Annotated in this window: 11 protein-coding genes and 1 tRNA gene; 7 read left to right on the top strand and 5 right to left on the bottom strand. The window is 60.0% G+C overall.

Annotated features, from left to right (window positions below):
- Positions 1-71: 71 nt before the first annotated feature.
- The 5 genes from ACPWMG_RS17855 to hpnC all read right to left on the bottom strand — a co-directional run bounded on the left by ACPWMG_RS17855 (position 72) and on the right by hpnC (position 5,491).
- The gene (locus ACPWMG_RS17855) at positions 72-632 is read right to left on the bottom strand and encodes a PEP-CTERM sorting domain-containing protein (protein WP_483300832.1); all 561 of its coding nucleotides are present in this window, start codon (positions 630-632) and stop codon (positions 72-74) included.
- 386 nt (positions 633-1,018) lie between these two features.
- Complete coding sequence (locus tag ACPWMG_RS17850; protein ID WP_483300831.1) at positions 1,019-2,344, bottom strand: CynX/NimT family MFS transporter; 1,326 nt, start codon at positions 2,342-2,344, stop codon at positions 1,019-1,021.
- A 49-nt stretch (positions 2,345-2,393) separates the two neighbouring features.
- Positions 2,394-3,773 carry a hydroxysqualene dehydroxylase HpnE gene (gene hpnE, locus ACPWMG_RS17845; protein ID WP_483300830.1) on the bottom strand — a complete coding sequence of 460 codons (1,380 nt, stop codon included), beginning with the start codon at positions 3,771-3,773 and terminating at the stop codon, positions 2,394-2,396.
- Positions 3,766-4,605, bottom strand: a complete 840-nt coding sequence (gene hpnD / locus ACPWMG_RS17840; RefSeq protein ID WP_483300829.1) for a presqualene diphosphate synthase HpnD — start codon at positions 4,603-4,605, stop codon at positions 3,766-3,768. Before hpnD ends, hpnE begins: the two co-directional genes overlap by 8 nt.
- 10 nt (positions 4,606-4,615) lie before the next feature.
- On the bottom strand, positions 4,616-5,491 hold the full coding sequence (gene hpnC / locus ACPWMG_RS17835) for a squalene synthase HpnC (RefSeq protein ID WP_483300828.1): 876 nt from the start codon (positions 5,489-5,491) through the stop codon (positions 4,616-4,618).
- A 117-nt stretch (positions 5,492-5,608) separates the two neighbouring features.
- Here hpnC and ACPWMG_RS17830 point away from each other — a divergent pair, with 117 nt between their 5' ends.
- The 7 genes from ACPWMG_RS17830 (at position 5,609) to lon (ending at position 16,365) form a co-directional block, all read left to right on the top strand.
- Positions 5,609-6,841, top strand: coding sequence for an efflux RND transporter periplasmic adaptor subunit (locus ACPWMG_RS17830; protein WP_483300827.1), 1,233 nt, complete (start codon positions 5,609-5,611; stop codon positions 6,839-6,841).
- Between the two features lie 7 nt (positions 6,842-6,848).
- Positions 6,849-10,046, top strand: a complete 3,198-nt coding sequence (locus tag ACPWMG_RS17825) for an efflux RND transporter permease subunit (RefSeq protein WP_483300826.1) — start codon at positions 6,849-6,851, stop codon at positions 10,044-10,046.
- Positions 10,047-10,275: 229 nt separating this feature from the next.
- Positions 10,276-10,362, top strand: a tRNA-Leu gene (locus tag ACPWMG_RS17820).
- A 25-nt stretch (positions 10,363-10,387) separates the two neighbouring features.
- Complete coding sequence (tig, locus tag ACPWMG_RS17815; protein WP_483300825.1) at positions 10,388-11,701, top strand: trigger factor; 1,314 nt, start codon at positions 10,388-10,390, stop codon at positions 11,699-11,701.
- A 92-nt stretch (positions 11,702-11,793) separates the two neighbouring features.
- Positions 11,794-12,414, top strand: a complete 621-nt coding sequence (clpP, locus tag ACPWMG_RS17810; protein WP_483300824.1) for an ATP-dependent Clp endopeptidase proteolytic subunit ClpP — start codon at positions 11,794-11,796, stop codon at positions 12,412-12,414.
- Positions 12,415-12,512: 98 nt separating this feature from the next.
- Positions 12,513-13,778 (top strand): ATP-dependent Clp protease ATP-binding subunit ClpX, encoded by a 1,266-nt coding sequence (gene clpX, locus ACPWMG_RS17805; RefSeq protein WP_483300823.1) that lies wholly within the window; start codon positions 12,513-12,515, stop codon positions 13,776-13,778.
- Between the two features lie 148 nt (positions 13,779-13,926).
- The gene (gene lon / locus ACPWMG_RS17800; protein ID WP_483300822.1) at positions 13,927-16,365 is read left to right on the top strand and encodes an endopeptidase La; all 2,439 of its coding nucleotides are present in this window, start codon (positions 13,927-13,929) and stop codon (positions 16,363-16,365) included.
- Positions 16,366-16,397: the final 32 nt, after the last annotated feature.

The following is a 16,397-nucleotide window of genomic DNA, read 5'->3' as shown; positions in this document are numbered from 1 at the left end:
GCAGTCAGAGATAAAGTTGGTTTTGTAGCGTGCGCGCCGGCGCGATGCGGCGCGCGATCAACGCAAGGGGCTTATGTGCGAAAGCCTGGGCGTAGCGCCCGACTTGCCATGATGGCCATACCCAAACCGAGAAGCATCCAGCTGGACGGCTCGGGGACTGTGTTCGGGGGGGACGCTATCTGGATCAACAAACGACCCGCATCGACGATGTTGAAGTTGTCGTCGCTGACTTCATACGACTGCGCGCTGAATGGCAGGCCACTTAGCAGCGTGAAGAAAATGCTGTAGTCGGCAAAGTCAGTTGCGCCAAAGTCGCTGAGTGCGGTGAGGATCAGCAATCCATCAAAGCCACCCACCGGGTCTCCCGGAGTCAACGCGGCGTCCAAAGAGGCCGGGGGAGCAGAAACTGACGTCAAATCGGCATACTGGCTGGGCGGAAACATCAGGCTGACGGCGTAGTTGGTCGGCAGCTCGCCGGTGACCCGATAAGTCAATTGCCATCGGTCCGCGCCTGCCACGACGTCGGCGACATTGGTAGCCGTGCCTGTGACCACCACGGCATGGCTGTGCAGGCTGAGCAGGCTCCCGAAAAAGAGAGCTGCGATGTACTTCAAGAAATGCGCAGTGTGCATTCTGTTTCCCCTCTCAATATCGACTGCGCAAGGCCCGCAGTGCAGCGCCAAATGGCATACGAAACTTTTTTTGATTTCGTGATTTATTTGCCAAAGGCGAGTGGGATGGTCAACGCTATTACGGCTTTCGTCAATTGAGAATGGCGGGCGATATCTTGAATGTTGTTACTGATTGTTTATTCAAAATACGTAACAGATGACTCGGTTTCAAATGTTAATAAAACACGATTTTTCCCTCTGTAGACGAGGTAAAAGAGAAACCTGTTTGTGAGTGTTCGCGAAAAAAACTAAATCAAATGTTTCATTTGTTTGTTTCAGTTTGACTTAAATGTGAACTTGTGTAATTGGCGCTTTAAGCCCAAGCCATTTGGGATAAGTTTGGTCGCCTAAACCGGGGTGACCTGCGCTTTCACCAGCATGCTGCGTCCAGCGCCAAAGCCAAACCATGCGGCGCCGAGCGACATACCGATGAACACCCACGCGGCCCCGCCATAGCTGCCGGTCCACTCGTGCAAGCGGCCAATGAGGAAGGGGCCGGTGGAGGCGACCAGATAGCCGACCGACTGCGCCATGCTCGACAGTTGTGCGGCCACGTGCGCATCAGGCGTGCGTAGCACGATCAGGGTCATGCAGACCGAAAACAGCCCGCCTTGCGCCAAGCCCAGCAGCACGGCGATGGGCCATACCCATGTCAGTGGGGCATACAGCATGGCCAGGAGACAAATACCCGCCACGAGCGCCAGCACCACGTTCAGCACCGATTGGTTGCGCAAGCGAATGGCAAACGACGGCAGCAGCAAGCAGGCCACCACCTGGGTCATGACGGACGCGGAAATCACCCAGCCAGCGGTGACGCCGTCAAGCCCACGGTCGCGCAGGATCGGGGCGAGCCAGCCCATCATGGCGTAGGCCAGGCCCGACTGCAGACCCATGTACAGCGTGACCTGCCAGGCGAGTTTGTCGCGCCAAAGGCCACGCACACGCAAGCCAATATGGCGCCCACCCGTAGCATTTCGCGCGCGGCCGGCGCGCAGGGCTTGTGGCGCCCACAGTGCGGCGACCAGCAACACGGGAATGGCCCATGCCGCGAGGGCCAAGTCCCATCGATCGCCGAGCGCGTGGGCCATTGGCAGGGTGAGCCCAGCCGCGGCGGCAGCACCAGCGCACACGGCCATGGTGTAGAGCCCGGTCATCAAACCGGCGGTGGCCGAGAAGTCGCGCTTCACCAAACCCGGCATCAACACGTTGCCCATGGCGATGGCGGCGCCCGCCATGCCGGAGGCGATGAACAACCACGCCACGCTGCCCGTGCCGCGCAAGGCGCTGCCCGCCAACAGCAGCAACAAAATGCCGAGCAGCGCTTTCTCCGTGCCAAAGCGCATGGCCAGGCGCGGCGCCAACGGGGCGAACAGGCCCAGGCAAAGGATGGGGATGGAGGTGAGCAAACTGGCGCCGCTGGCGTTCATGCCGGTGCCGGCCATGATCTCTGGCAACAGGGCCGAGACGCTGGAGAACACGGGCCGCAGGTTGAGCCCGATCAACACCATGCTAACGGCCAGCAGCACGTGCTGGGCGCGGCTGCGCACGGGCGTGGCGGGGGCCTGTGGTGTGCCATTGGCTTCGGCGTCGATGGCTTCGGTTGCCAGGCCATTGGCTAAACCATTCGCCACGACGTGGGCTAGTTCACTGGCTGATTTGTGCTGCTGTGGCATGTGTGTTGTCTCGTTTTTGTTGTTGTCTGTTGTTGTGAAGGGGGAATGCCTAACCGCCTAACTGCTGAACCGCCGCATGTGCGCTGCGCACCGCGCCTTCCAGCGTGCCGGGGTAGGGGCCTTCCACATACTCGCCACAGGCGAACAGGCCTGGGCCGATGCGTGTGGCCGGGCGCTGCAAGTCGGGTGTGCAGGCAAAGGTGGCACGCTTTTCCACCACGGTTTGGATGGGCTGCAGGTCGTGCAGGCCGAGTTGGGCGCGGCCTTGGGCCAGTACCTGCTGTTCGATTTGCTCCCGCTCACCGTTGCTCACGCTGATCACAAAGGCCAAGACGTTAGCCTCGGCACCCGTGGTGGCGTTGCCGAAGAAGCGCCGGTCGAAGACAAACTGTGCAGGGGCATCTGCCGTGCTGCGCAAAGCCAGAATGGGCTCGGGCAAACGCGTGGCGCTGCTGGCGTACACGGTGGTGATGGCCTCAAAAGACAAGCCTTCGGCGGCCCCCAACCAAGCGGCTGCTGCCGGACAGCCGGGCGTCAGGTCTTGTGGCATCACGGGCTTGGCGGCGCTGCGGGCGATGCGTGCAGCTTCCCAAGACGGGCAGGCCAGAATCACATCGTCAAACGTTTGGCCGAAGTTGTTGCCCTGTTGCTGCCAGCAAAGTTCCCAGCCGTTGCCGGTGGCGGCTTCGACTTTGGCCAACGACTGCACGCGGCAGCCGGTGTGCACGGCAGTGCCGTGGTTGGCCAGCCAGGCCGCGGCGGGCTCGGGGAACAGTTGGCCTAAATCGAGGCGCGGAATCAAGAAGTTGGAACTGCCGGGCCCGCCAAACAAAGAGTCCTTCAGCACGCGCAAAAACACTTGCGCGCTGGCGTGCTGGGCGGCGGTGTTCAGCGCCGAGGCGCACAGCGGCTCGATCAATTCGGCCATCACGCGCGGCGTGAGGCTGGCGCACAGTTCGGCCACGCTCAAATACGGCGCGCATTGAAAGCCTTGGCGCTGCCAACGCATGCTGGCAAGCAGAAGCTGTGTTTTGTCGCGCAAGGACCAACCGCGCGCGGTGACGATGCCCGCCAGCGCGTCCAGCGGCGCGCGCCAAGGCGGGCATTGCAGGCCGGTGCCATCAGGAAAGCGCAGCGTGAGCGGCAAGCGCAGAAAGGCATCGGCTGGGTTTACGCCCACGGTGCGTAACAACGCCAAGGTTTCGGAATAGGCACCGATGAGGATGTGCTGGCCGTTGTCTAGCGTCAGATCTTTGCCGCCGGGCTGCGTATGTTTGAGGGCTCTAGCGCGCCCCCCTAATGCGCGGCTAGCTTCTAAAACTGTAGCGTTATGGCCCGCTTGCGTGGCATAGATGGCGGCCGCCAAGCCAGCCCAACCCCCACCGACAATGGCCACCTTCCGGCCGGTGGCCGGTACCAGCCTAGACACGCCCGAAGGCCTGCACTTTCCAGGCGAGCCAGAACTTGCGCAACGGCGTGAGGCTGTTGCGCTGGTGCAGCACCTGGAAGTTGTCGCGTTCGATTTCGCGCAGCAGCGTGCGGTAGATGCTGGCCATCATCACGCCGGGCTTTTGCGCTCGGCGGTCGACTTCGGGCAGCAGCGCCATGGCTTCGTCATAGAGCATGTGCGCGCGCGCAGCCTGGAAGCGCATCAAGGCGGTGAAGCGGTCGGAGTAGGTGCGCTTGATGATTTCGTGTGCCTTCACATCAAACTGCTGCAACTCGTTGACTGGCAGGTAAATGCGGCCCATGAGCGCGTCTTCACCTACGTCGCGGATGATGTTGGTGAGCTGGAACGCCAGGCCCAGCTTGTGTGCGTATTCGGTGGTGGCCGATTGTGTTTGGCCAAAGATGCGTGCCGACACTTCGCCCACAATGCCCGCCACCAAGTGGCAATAACGTTGCAGGCCAGGAAAGTCGAGGTAGCGGCTTTGTTCCAGGTCCATCTGGCAGCCATCGATGATGGCCAGCAGGTGGCGCGCTTCAATCTGGTACTCGGCGGTGTGCGGCATCAGCGCTTGCAGCGCGGGGTGTGTGGCTTTGCCGTTGAAGGCGTTGGCTACTTCACCACGCCACCAGGCGAGTTTGGTTTGCGCCACACCCACGTCGTGCACTTCGTCAACCACATCGTCGATTTCGCGGCAATACGCGTAAAACGCCGTGATGGCGGCACGGCGCGGCCGTGGCAGGAATAAAAAGGCGTAATAGAAGCTGCTGCCCGAAGCTGCTGCTTTTTGTTGGACGTATTGCTCGGGGGTCATTCTCTAATTGTTACATCCGTAGGGCGCGCCAAAGCATCAGCGGGCCATCTGTCTTGCGAATCTTTGGGCGTGTTTGCAACGTTGCAAATTCCAGCCGCTCTATTTTGTCGAGGATGCGCAGGCCGCCTTGCACTACCAGACGCAGTTCCCAGCCGGCGCGGCCGGGCAGGGCGTGTACCAGCGGTGCGCCTTCCATCATCAGTTCCCGCGCCGAGGCCACTTGCTCGGCGATGAGGGCCGTGGCTTCGGGCGTTTGTGCTCTGGTGAGAAGCGCGGCTTGCGTGACACCATGGCGTTCGCAGGCGTCCAGCGGCAGGTAATAGCGGCCGCGCGGCAGGTCAAGGCTCAGGTCCTGCCAGAAGTTGATGAGCTGTAGAGAATGACAGATAGCGTCACTTTGGTGCAACGCTTTCGCATCGGCGACACCATACAGGTGTAGCAATAAGCGGCCGATGGGCGCGGCCGAACGTTGGCAGTAGTGAAGCAGTTCGGTGCGGTTGGCGTAGCCCGTATGGTCGCGTGTTTTCTCAACGTCCTGCACAAAAGCGCTGAGCAAAGCGTCGAGTAAATCGAACGGCAACTTGAACTGCGTCAAGGCCAGCGCCAGAGGGGAAAACACCGTTTCCCAGCGCGGCGAGGGCGTTTGCCCGGCGGCGACGCGAGCCAGTTCTGTGCGATAGGCGTTGAGGTCGTCCAGGCGCTCGGCGGGTGTGGAATCACCTTCATCGGCCAGGTCGTCGGCGGTACGTGCAAAGTGGTAGATCGCCGCCACGGGGGGGCGCAAGGCGGGAGGACAAAGCCATGACGCCACCGGAAAATTTTCGTAGTGTGTGACGGTTTGTCGGGTAGGATTTTGGGCGGTAGGTGAGACGTTCACGGGCAGCATTGTCGCTTGACACTGTTGAAGGGGAATCCTACTGTTAATAACCATATGGTCAGTTTTCTGTGCCGCCCTAGTGCCCAGCCGCACTACGCCGGTGCATGCATGTTCAGCGAGCCCGCTATGACAAACAAAATTTTGCGAGTTCTCGATCTCTCTTCTGCGCGCTCCGGCTTGCTGTGGATTTCTGTTGCCGCGTTGCTGGCCGGCTGTTCCAAGCCCGAGCCCGCCCCCGAGCCCATACGTGCGGTCAAGGTGATGACCGTGCAGGCCGAGGCACTGCATTCACGGCTGGAGTTTGCCGGTGACGTGCGTGCGCGCGTCACGTCGGCCTTGGGTTTTCGGGTGGCCGGCAAAGTGATCAAGCGCCAGGCCGAGGTGGGGCAGCGTGTGAAGGTGGGCCAGGTGTTGGCCGAGCTCGACCCGCGCGACTACCGCCTGGCCGCCGCTGCTGCGCAGGCACAAGTGGCCGCCGCCCTGACCAACCGCGATCTGGCGTCAGCCGACTACAAGCGCTACAAGGAACTGCGCGACCAGAACTTCATCAGCGGTGCGGAGCTGGAGCGACGCGACAGCACGCTGAAGGCGGCCCAAGCCCAACTGGAGCAGGCGCAAGCGCAGCTCTCTTCCCAAGGCAACCAAACTGGCTACACCCGTCTGGTGGCCGATGTGGCTGGGGTGGTGACCAGCGTGCAGGCTGAGGTTGGACAAGTCGTAGGGGCCGGCACCCCGGTGGTGACGATTGCCCAGGACGGCCCGCGCGACGTGGTGTTCACCGTGCCAGAAGACCGCGTGGCCGCAGTGAAGGCAGGCGAGCCCGTCAACATCAAGGTCTGGGCCAATGACGACCTGCTCAAAGGCCAAGTGCGCGAAGTCGCCGCCAGTGCAGACCCGGTGACGCGCACCTTCCAGGTGAAGGTGGAGCTGGAGGCAAAGGACGACCTGCCCTTGGGCGCCACGGTGACGGTGCTACCCCCCAGCATGAGCCGCGAAGGCCTGAAAGCCATCAAGCTGCCGACCAGTGCCTTGCGCAACGACGGAAACGGCAGCGCCGTGTGGGTGCTCGACACCAACACCATGACGCTGCGCTCGCAGACCGTGCAGGTCGAGACGGCAGATGGCAACGATGTGGTCGTCTCCAGCGGTGTGGAGCCTGGCATGGTGGTGGTGGTAGCGGGCGTGCACGTGTTGGCGCCCGGCCAGAAAGTGCAAATCTATCAAGGAAAAATGACGCCTGAGCAGGCTGCAAAAGCGGCGGCAGCTGCGAATACTGTAGCAACGCCTGCCCCGGTTCCTGCGCCTGCCGCTCCGGTGACCCCAGCTCCAGCCACCCCAGCGGCCTCCGCCGGCAAGTGAGGCCCTGATGACGCAAGAACATCACCCCTCGGCCCCGGCAGCGGAGCCGCAGCAGAAATTTAATCTGTCGAAGTGGGCGCTGGACCATCCAGCCCTCACGCGCTACCTGCTCATCGTGCTGATGATCATGGGCTGCGCGGCCTACTTCCAGCTCGGCCAGGACGAAGACCCGCCATTTACCTTCCGCGCCATGGTGATCCGCACCTACTGGCCCGGCGCCACGGCCCAGCAAGTGGCAGAGCAAGTCACCGACCGGCTGGAACGCACCCTGCAAGAAGTGCCAGGTGCCGACAAGATCCGCAGCTATTCCAAACCCGGCGAGTCGCAAATCATCTTCCAGGTGAAAGACAACTCGCCCGGCAAAGACGTCGCCCACCTCTGGTACGTGGTGCGCAAGAAGATTGGCGACATGCTCTACACCCTGCCGCCGGGCGTACAGGGGCCGTTTTTCAATGACGACTTTGGCGATGTCTACGGCATCATCTATGCGCTGGAAGCCGATGGCTTCAGCAACGCCGAGCTGAAAGTGTTTGCCGACGACGTGCGCCAGCAACTGCTGCGCGTGCCAGATGTGGCCAAGGTCGAGCAGTTTGGTGTGCAGGACGAAAAGGTCTACGTCGAAATTTCGCAGAAGCGCCTGGCACAACTGGGTCTGAACATGACCCAGGTGCTGGACCAGATGAACCAGCAAAACGCCGTGCAAAGTGCCGGCGCCGTGCAAACACCGGTCGACGCGGTCATCGTGCGTGTGGAAGGTCAATTCGAAGGCGTGCAGGAACTGCGTGACATGCCGATCCGCGCAGCCAATGGCAGCACCTTGAAGCTGTCCGACATTGCCGAGATCACGCGTGGTTATGTGGACCCACCGTCGGTCAAGGTGCGCCACCAGGGCAAGGAAGTGATTGCGCTGGGTGTATCCATGGCGCGCGGCGGCGACATTGTGGCGCTGGGCAAGGCGATGGATGCACTTTCGGCCCGTATCAGCGCCAACTTGCCGGCCGGTATCACGCTGGTGCAGGTGCAAGACCAGCCCAAAGCCGTGACCACCTCGGTCAACGAGTTTGTGAAAGTGCTGATCGAGGCCGTGGTGATTGTGCTGGCCGTGAGCTTCTTGAGCCTGGGCCTGCACAAGCGCCCTGGCAAGAATCCATGGTGGAAGTACTACATTCTGGACGTGCGTCCTGGCATGGTGGTGGGCATCACCATTCCGCTGGTGCTGGCCATCACCTTCCTGGGCATGTGGTACTGGGACATTGGCCTGCACAAGATCTCGCTCGGCTCGCTGATCATTGCGCTGGGCCTGCTGGTGGACGACGCCATCATTGCCGTGGAAATGATGGTACGCAAAATGGAAGAGGGCTACGACAAAGTGCGTGCCGCCACGTTTGCGTATGAAATCACCGCCATGCCCATGCTCACGGGTACCCTGATCACGGCTGCCGGCTTCTTGCCGATTGGCATGGCCAAGTCGATGACGGGTGAATACACCTTCGCCATCTTTGCCGTGACGGTGCTGGCCCTGGTGATCAGCTGGGTGGTGTCGGTGTACTTCGTGCCTTACCTCGGCCAATGGCTGCTGAAGGTGCCGCACCACGTGCAAGAGGCCATGGACAGCGGCCACCACCACGAACACGAAACCTTCAATACGCCGTTTTACAACCGCTTCCGCCACACGGTGGACTGGTGCGTGCACCACCGCTGGCTCACCATTGCGGCCACCGTGCTGATCTTTGCACTAGGCATTGTGGGCATGGGCAAGGTGCAGCAGCAGTTCTTCCCGGATTCCAGCCGGCCGGAAATTCTGGTGGACATCTGGTTCCCTGAAGGCACCTCGTTCGTCGCCAATGAAGAGGTGACGCGCCGCCTGGAAGCGCAGTTGATCAAAGAGCCGGGCGTGGGCTCGGTCACCGCGTGGGTGGGCTCTGGCGTGCCGCGTTTCTATCTGCCGCTGGACCAGGTGTTCCCGCAAACCAACGTGTCGCAATTCATCGTGCTGATGAAGAGCCTGCCCGAGCGCGAAAAACTCCGCGTGGCTTTGCCTGAGATGTTGGCCAAAGACTTTCCTGAAGTTCGTGGTCGCGTGAAGCTGCTGCCAAACGGCCCGCCGGTGCCGTTCCCGGTGCAGTTCCGCGTGATGGGCTCAGACCCTATGGTGCTGCGCCAGAAGGCCAACGAGGTCAAAGAGGCCATGCGCCAAAGCGCCAACACGCGCGGCGTGAACGACAACTGGAACGAATCGGTGAAGGTGTTGAACCTCAACGTCGACCAAGCCAAGGCGCGTGCGTTGGGCGTGACCAGCCAGTCGATTTCGCAAGCGGCGCAAACCATTCTGACGGGCGCCACTGTGGGCCAGTTCCGCGAGAATGACAAACTCATCTCCATCGTGCTGCGCCAGCCGCTGGACGAACGCAGCGCCATCACCGACATCGCCAACGCCTACCTGCCCACCAGCAACGGCACGGCCATTCCGCTGACGCAAATTGCCCGCCCCAGCTTTGCCTGGGAGCCGGGGGTGATGTGGCGTGAAGGCCGCGACTACGCCATCACCGTGCAGAGCGACATCACCGAAGGCCTGCAAGGCGCCACCGTTACCAACGAACTGTTGCCCGCCATGCGCGCGCTGGAATCCAAGTGGGCGAGCCAGGGGCAGGGCAGTTACCGTATTGAGGTGGCCGGCGCGGTGGAAGAAAGCAGCAAGGGCTCGTCGTCGATTGCGGCGGGCATTCCGGTCATGCTGTTCATCACCTTCACCTTGCTGATGCTGCAACTGCAAAGCTTTAGCCGCGCGGTGTTGGTGTTTATCACCGGCCCGTTGGGCATTGCCGGCGTGGCCGCAGCCTTGCTGCTGCTCAACCGCCCTATGGGCTTTGTGGCGTTGCTGGGCGTGATCGCGCTCATGGGCATGATCCAGCGCAACTCGGTGATCTTGATCGACCAGATTGAGCTGGAGCGCGCCAGCGGCGTGCCCGCCTGGACGGCCATTGTGGACGCAGCAGTGGGGCGCTTGCGGCCTATCGTGCTTACGGCGGCGGCGGCCGTGCTGGCGATGATTCCGCTGTCGCGCTCGGTGTTCTGGGGGCCGATGGCGGTCGCCATCATGGGCGGTCTGATCGTCGCCACCGTGCTCACGCTCCTGGCCTTGCCGGCCATGTACGCGGCCTGGTTCCGCATCAAACGGCCGCCGAAGGATGGTGCTCCAGCTTAAAAAAATGGCGCTTGGAGTAGAGAGATGAAGTCCGGTTGGCTGACGCAGACGCGTCACCGCCGGTCATCTCAAAGCCATTTTTTCAGCAGCTTTTGAGTTCCCCGCGTGGGCGAACGCAAAGTGACCCAATTTCACGCGTTAAAATGCTAGGTTCACCGATTTCACTCGGATGGTTTTTGCAGCGGGGTGCTTCCCTGAACGGCTAGGCCATTCGGTTCTGTTTCGAGGCGCGCGGGTGGCGAAATTGGTAGACGCACCAGGTTTAGGTCCTGACGTCCGCAAGGATGTGGGGGTTCGAGTCCCCCCCCGCGCACCACACTTTTTTTTAGTAAGAGATCAAAATGGCCGTTACTGTTGAAACCCTGGAAAAGCTGGAACGCAAAATCACGTTGTCGTTGCCAGTTGAAGTGATTCAGAACGAAGTGAGCAAGCGCCTGACGAAGCTCGCACGTACCGTCAAGATGGACGGCTTCCGTCCAGGCAAGGTCCCCATGAACGTGGTGGCCCAACGTTACGGCTATTCGGTTCACTACGAAGTCATGAACGACAAGGTTGGCGAGGCTTTCTCGGCCGCCGCCAACGAAGCCAAGTTGCGTGTGGCTGGCCAGCCCCGCATCAGCGAAAAAGAAGAGTCGCCAGAAGGCCAAATGTCCTTCGACGCGGTCTTCGAAGTGTTCCCAGAAGTCAAGCTGGGCGACCTGAGCGCTACTGAAATCGAACGCCTGTCGAGCGACGTGTCTGACGCCGCCATCGACAAGACGCTGGACATCCTGCGCAAGCAACGCCGCACCTTCGCCCAACGTCCTGCAGCCGACGCTGCCACCGACGGTGACCGCGTGACGGTGAACTTCGAAGGCAAGATCGACGGCGAACCCTTCCAAGGCGGCAAAGCTGAAGACTTCCAGTTCCTGGTGGGCGAAGGCCAGATGCTGAAGGAATTCGAAGACGCCGTGCGCGGCATGAAGGTTGGTGAAAGCCGTACCTTCCCACTGTCTTTCCCTGCTGATTACCACGGCAAAGACGTGGCCGGCAAGCAAGCTGACTTCATGGTCACGCTGAACAAGGTTGAAGCTGCGCACCTGCCAGAAGTCAACGAAGCCCTGGCCAAGTCACTCGGCATTGCCGACGCAACGGTCGAAGGCCTGCGTTCCGACATCAAGAAGAACCTGGAACGCGAAGTCAAGTTTCGCCTGCAAGCGCGCAACAAGGCAGCCGTGATGGACGCTTTGATCGCCAACGCCGAACTCGACCTGCCTAACGCCAGCGTGCAAGCCGAAATCGGCCGCATGATCGAAGGCGCGCGCAACGACTTGAAGAGCCGTGGCATCAAAGACGCTGACAAGGCGCCAATCCCTGAAGAAGTGGTGCGCCCACAAGCCGAACGCCGCGTGCGTCTGGGCCTGGTTGTGGCCGAGTTGGTGCGTGCCAACGACCTGCAAGCCAAGCCTGAGCAAATCAAGGCTCACGTGCAAGAACTGGCCGCCAGCTACGAAAAGCCTAGCGAAGTGGAGCGCTGGTACTACAGCGACATGCAACGCCTGGCGGAAGTCGAAGGTGTTGTGATTGAAAACAACGTCGCCGAGTTCGTGTTGGGTAAAGCCAAGGTTGTCGACAAGGCCATCACGTTTGACGAGTTGATGGCCCAGCAAGGCTGATACCGTTCGGAGAACGCAAATACGGGGCTTGTGCTTTGGCGTACAAGCCCCTATTTACTTGGTGAATTCTTTTCAACCACATGGAACAAAACATGATCTTCGGAAAAAGTGCGCTGGAAACCCAAGGTCTGGGCATGGTGCCCATGGTGATCGAGCAATCGGGCCGTGGCGAACGCTCTTACGACATCTACTCGCGTCTGCTGAAAGAGCGCGTCATCTTCTTGGTGGGCCCAGTCAACGACCAAACCGCCAACTTGGTGGTCGCGCAGTTGCTGTTCCTCGAGAGCGAAAATCCTGACAAGGACATCTCGTTCTACATCAACTCCCCCGGTGGCTCGGTCACAGCCGGCATGGCGATCTACGACACCATGCAGTTCATCAAGCCAGACGTGTCGACGCTGTGCGTCGGTATGGCCGCCAGCATGGGCGCCTTCTTGTTGGCCGCCGGTGCTAAGGGCAAGCGTTATTCGCTGCCCAACTCGCGCGTCATGATCCACCAACCTTCGGGCGGTGCTCAGGGCCAGGCGACGGACATTGAAATCCACGCCCGCGACATCTTGAAGACGCGTGACCAGTTGAACCGTATCCTGGCGGATCGTACCGGTCAGCCGATTGAAAAGATCGAGCGCGACACCGAACGCGACTACTTCATGTTTGCCGACGAAGCCAAAACCTATGGCTTGGTAGACGAAGTGATCGCTAAGCGCCCCTAAGTCTTCCGAGACGCTCGGCCAAACGGCGTTTTCTGACTCAGAAAGCGCCGTTTTTATTTCGTTATCATTCAGCTAAGACTGATAAAGGTATTCCTCACATGGCCGAGAAAAAAGGCTCCTCCAGCGAAAAAAACCTGTACTGCTCCTTCTGCGGCAAAAGCCAGCATGAAGTGAAGAAGCTGATTGCAGGCCCTTCGGTGTTCATTTGCGATGAGTGCATCGACTTGTGCAACGAAATCATTCGGGATGAAGTGCCTGCGGGCGTCACCCCGGGCGAGCCGCGCAGCGAGTTGCCCACCCCGGTGGAAATCAAGACCAACCTCGACAACTACGTCATTGGCCAGGAAGTGGCCAAGCGCACGTTGGCGGTGGCGGTGTACAACCACTACAAACGTCTGCGCCACAAAGAAAAGGCGAAGAAAGACGACATCGAACTCACCAAGAGCAATATCTTGCTGATCGGCCCCACGGGCTCCGGCAAGACGCTGTTGGCGCAAACCCTGGCGCGCATGCTCGACGTGCCGTTTGTGATGGCCGACGCCACCACGCTGACCGAAGCTGGCTACGTGGGTGAAGACGTGGAAAACATCGTCGCCAAATTGCTGCAAAGCTGCAATTACGAAGTGGAACGTGCCCAACGCGGCATTGTCTACATCGACGAAATTGACAAGATCTCGCGCAAGTCTGATAACCCTTCGATCACCCGCGACGTGTCGGGCGAAGGTGTACAGCAAGCGCTGCTGAAGCTGATCGAAGGCACGATGGCCAGTGTGCCGCCACAAGGCGGCCGCAAACACCCGAACCAAGATTTCTTGCAGATCGACACCACCAACATCTTGTTCATCTTGGGCGGCGCATTTGCTGGCCTGGAAAAGGTGATTGGCAACCGTACTGAATCGTCTGGCATTGGTTTTGGTGCCGCCGTCAAAAGCAAGAAAGAACGCAGCCTGACGGAAGTGTTCCGCGAAGTTGAACCAGAAGACTTGATCAAGTTTGGTTTGATTCCTGAACTGGTCGGCCGTATGCCTGTTGTGGCTACGCTGGCCGAGTTGAGCGAAGACGCCTTGGTGCAAATCCTGACCGAGCCGAAAAACGCCTTGGTCAAGCAATACAGCAAGCTGTTGGCCATGGAGGGTGTGGACTTGGAAGTGCGTCCATCCGCGCTTAAGGCCATTGCCAAGAAGGCGTTGGCGCGCAAGACCGGTGCACGTGGCCTGCGCTCCATTCTGGAACTTTCCCTGATCGACACGATGTTCGATTTGCCGAACACCGCGAACGTGGAGAAAGTGGTTGTCGACGAATCCACCATCGAGGAAAACAAGCCGCCGTTGTTGGTTTACCGCGAAGCCGCCAAGAAAGCCTGATGCCGGCCAAGGCAGACTTGGCAGGGTTGCTGGCCGCATCGGGGTTGCCACCGACGAAATAATGTCAAATAGGTGAACGTCACTGTTCACCTTGGGTTGAAAATTCCGATAACACGTCCATATTCATCAGGATCTTCAAAGGATTTACATGTCCGGAACCTTATCTTTGCCTGCTGAACCCATCGAACTCCCGCTGTTGCCTCTGCGTGACGTGGTGGTGTTCCCCCACATGGTGATACCGCTGTTTGTCGGACGGCCAAAAAGCATCAAGGCGCTGGAGGCCGCGATGGAGGCCGAGCGCCGCATCATGCTGGTCGCCCAAAAAGCCGCCGCCAAAGACGAGCCACTCGTCACCGACATGTTCGATGTCGGTTGTGTCTCCACCATTCTGCAAATGCTGAAACTGCCCGACGGCACCGTCAAGGTGTTGGTCGAAGGCCAGCAACGCGCACGCGTCAACTTCATTGAAGATGGCGAGTCGCACTTCAGCGCCAACGTCACGCCCATGGCGCAAGCCGACGCGGCGCAGAAAAATACTGAAATCGAAGCCCTGCGCCGCGCGGTGATGCAGCAGTTTGACCAGTACGTCAAACTCAACAAAAAGATCCCGCCAGAAATTCTGACGTCTATCTCCAGCATCGACGACGCCGGCCGTTTGGCCGACACCATCGCAGCACATCTGCCGCTCAAGCTCGACAGCAAACAAGTCGTGCTCGACCTGTCTGATGTGCGTGAGCGCCTGGAAAACCTGTTCGGCCAACTCGAACGCGAAGTCGACATCTTGAATGTCGACAAGAAGATCCGCGGCCGCGTGAAGCGCCAGATGGAAAAGAACCAGCGCGACTTCTACCTGAACGAACAGGTCAAGGCCATCCAGAAGGAATTGGGCGAAGGCGAAGAGGGCGCGGACATCGAGGAGATCGAGAAAAAGATCAAACTCGCCAAGATGCCGAAGGAAGCGCTGAAGAAGGCCGAGAGCGAACTGAAGAAGCTCAAGCTGATGTCGCCGATGTCAGCCGAAGCCACCGTGGTGCGCAACTACATCGACGTGCTGGTGGGTTTGCCCTGGGCCAAGAAAACGAAGATCAAGCACAACCTCGGCAACGCCGAAACCGTGTTGAACGAAGACCACTACGGTCTCGACAAGGTCAAAGACCGCATCCTGGAATACCTGGCGGTGCAGCAACGCGTCGACAAGGTGAAGGCGCCTATCTTGTGCTTGGTGGGCCCTCCAGGCGTGGGTAAAACCTCGCTCGGCCAGTCGATTGCCAAGGCTACCGGCCGTAAGTACGTGCGCATGGCGCTGGGCGGCATGCGCGACGAAGCTGAAATTCGCGGTCATCGCCGCACCTACATCGGCGCTTTGCCGGGCAAGGTGCTGCAGAGCCTGAACAAGGTGGGCACGCGTAATCCGCTGTTCCTGCTGGACGAGATTGACAAGCTGGGCACAGACTTCCGTGGCGACCCATCGAGCGCGTTGCTGGAAGTGCTTGACCCTGAACAAAACCACACCTTTGGTGACCACTACGTCGAGGTTGATTTCGACCTTAGCGATGTGATGTTCGTGGCGACCTCCAACTCGATGAACATTCCTTCGGCCCTGCTGGACCGTATGGAAGTGATTCGCCTCTCGGGCTACACCGAAGACGAAAAGACCAACATTGCCGTGAAGTACCTGCTGCCCAAGCAGTTGACCAACAACGGCGTGAAGGAAGAAGAGTTGCTGGTGACCGAAGCCGCCGTGCGCGACGTGGTGCGTTACTACACCCGTGAAGCCGGTGTACGTTCGCTCGAACGTGAATTGTCGAAGATCTGCCGCAAGGTGGTCAAGGCCTTGTTGCTGAAGCAGATGACGCCGCAAATCGTGGTGACGCCAGACAACCTGAACGACTTCCTGGGCGTACGCAAGTACACCTATGGCCGTGCCGAGCAGCAAAACCAGGTCGGCCAAGTGGTCGGTTTGGCGTGGACCGAAGTGGGCGGCGATTTGCTGACCATTGAAGCCGCGCTGATGCCAGGCAAGGGCGTCATCACCCGCACCGGCTCGCTGGGCGATGTGATGAAAGAGTCGGTTGAAGCTGCCCGCACCGTGGTGCGCAGCCGTTCGCGCCGCCTGGGCATCAAGGACGAAGTGTTCGAGAAGAAGGACATCCACATCCACGTGCCCGATGGCGCTACGCCGAAAGACGGTCCGAGCGCCGGTGCTGCCATGACGACGGCCTTTGTGTCGGCGTTGACGGGCATTCCGGTGCGCGGCGATGTGGCCATGACGGGTGAAATCACCCTGCGTGGTGAAGTCACCGCCATTGGTGGACTGAAGGAAAAGCTGCTCGCCGCCTTGCGCGGTGGCATCAAGACCGTGCTGATCCCGGAAGAGAACGCCAAGGACTTGCAAGACATTCCAGAGAACGTGAAAAACGGTCTGGAAATCGTGCCGGTGAAGTGGATCGACCAGGTGCTGGAAGTAGCGCTGGAAACCATGCCTACGCCGCTATCGGATGACGAATCACCAGTGGAAACCGTGGCACTGAAGGTGAACGTGGAAGTCACGCCACCCAGCACCGAAGCGGGCTCTGTGAAGCACTAAGCTTCGACTCAAGAGGCCCTTTGTGGGCCCTC

Source organism: Hydrophilobacter chitinilyticus (assembly GCF_049860745.1).
In the GTDB taxonomy this organism is placed as follows: domain Bacteria; phylum Pseudomonadota; class Gammaproteobacteria; order Burkholderiales; family Burkholderiaceae_C; genus Rhodoferax_B.
Note: the sequence above shows the minus strand (reverse complement) of the source record. Positions and strands in the feature narration are given on the sequence as shown.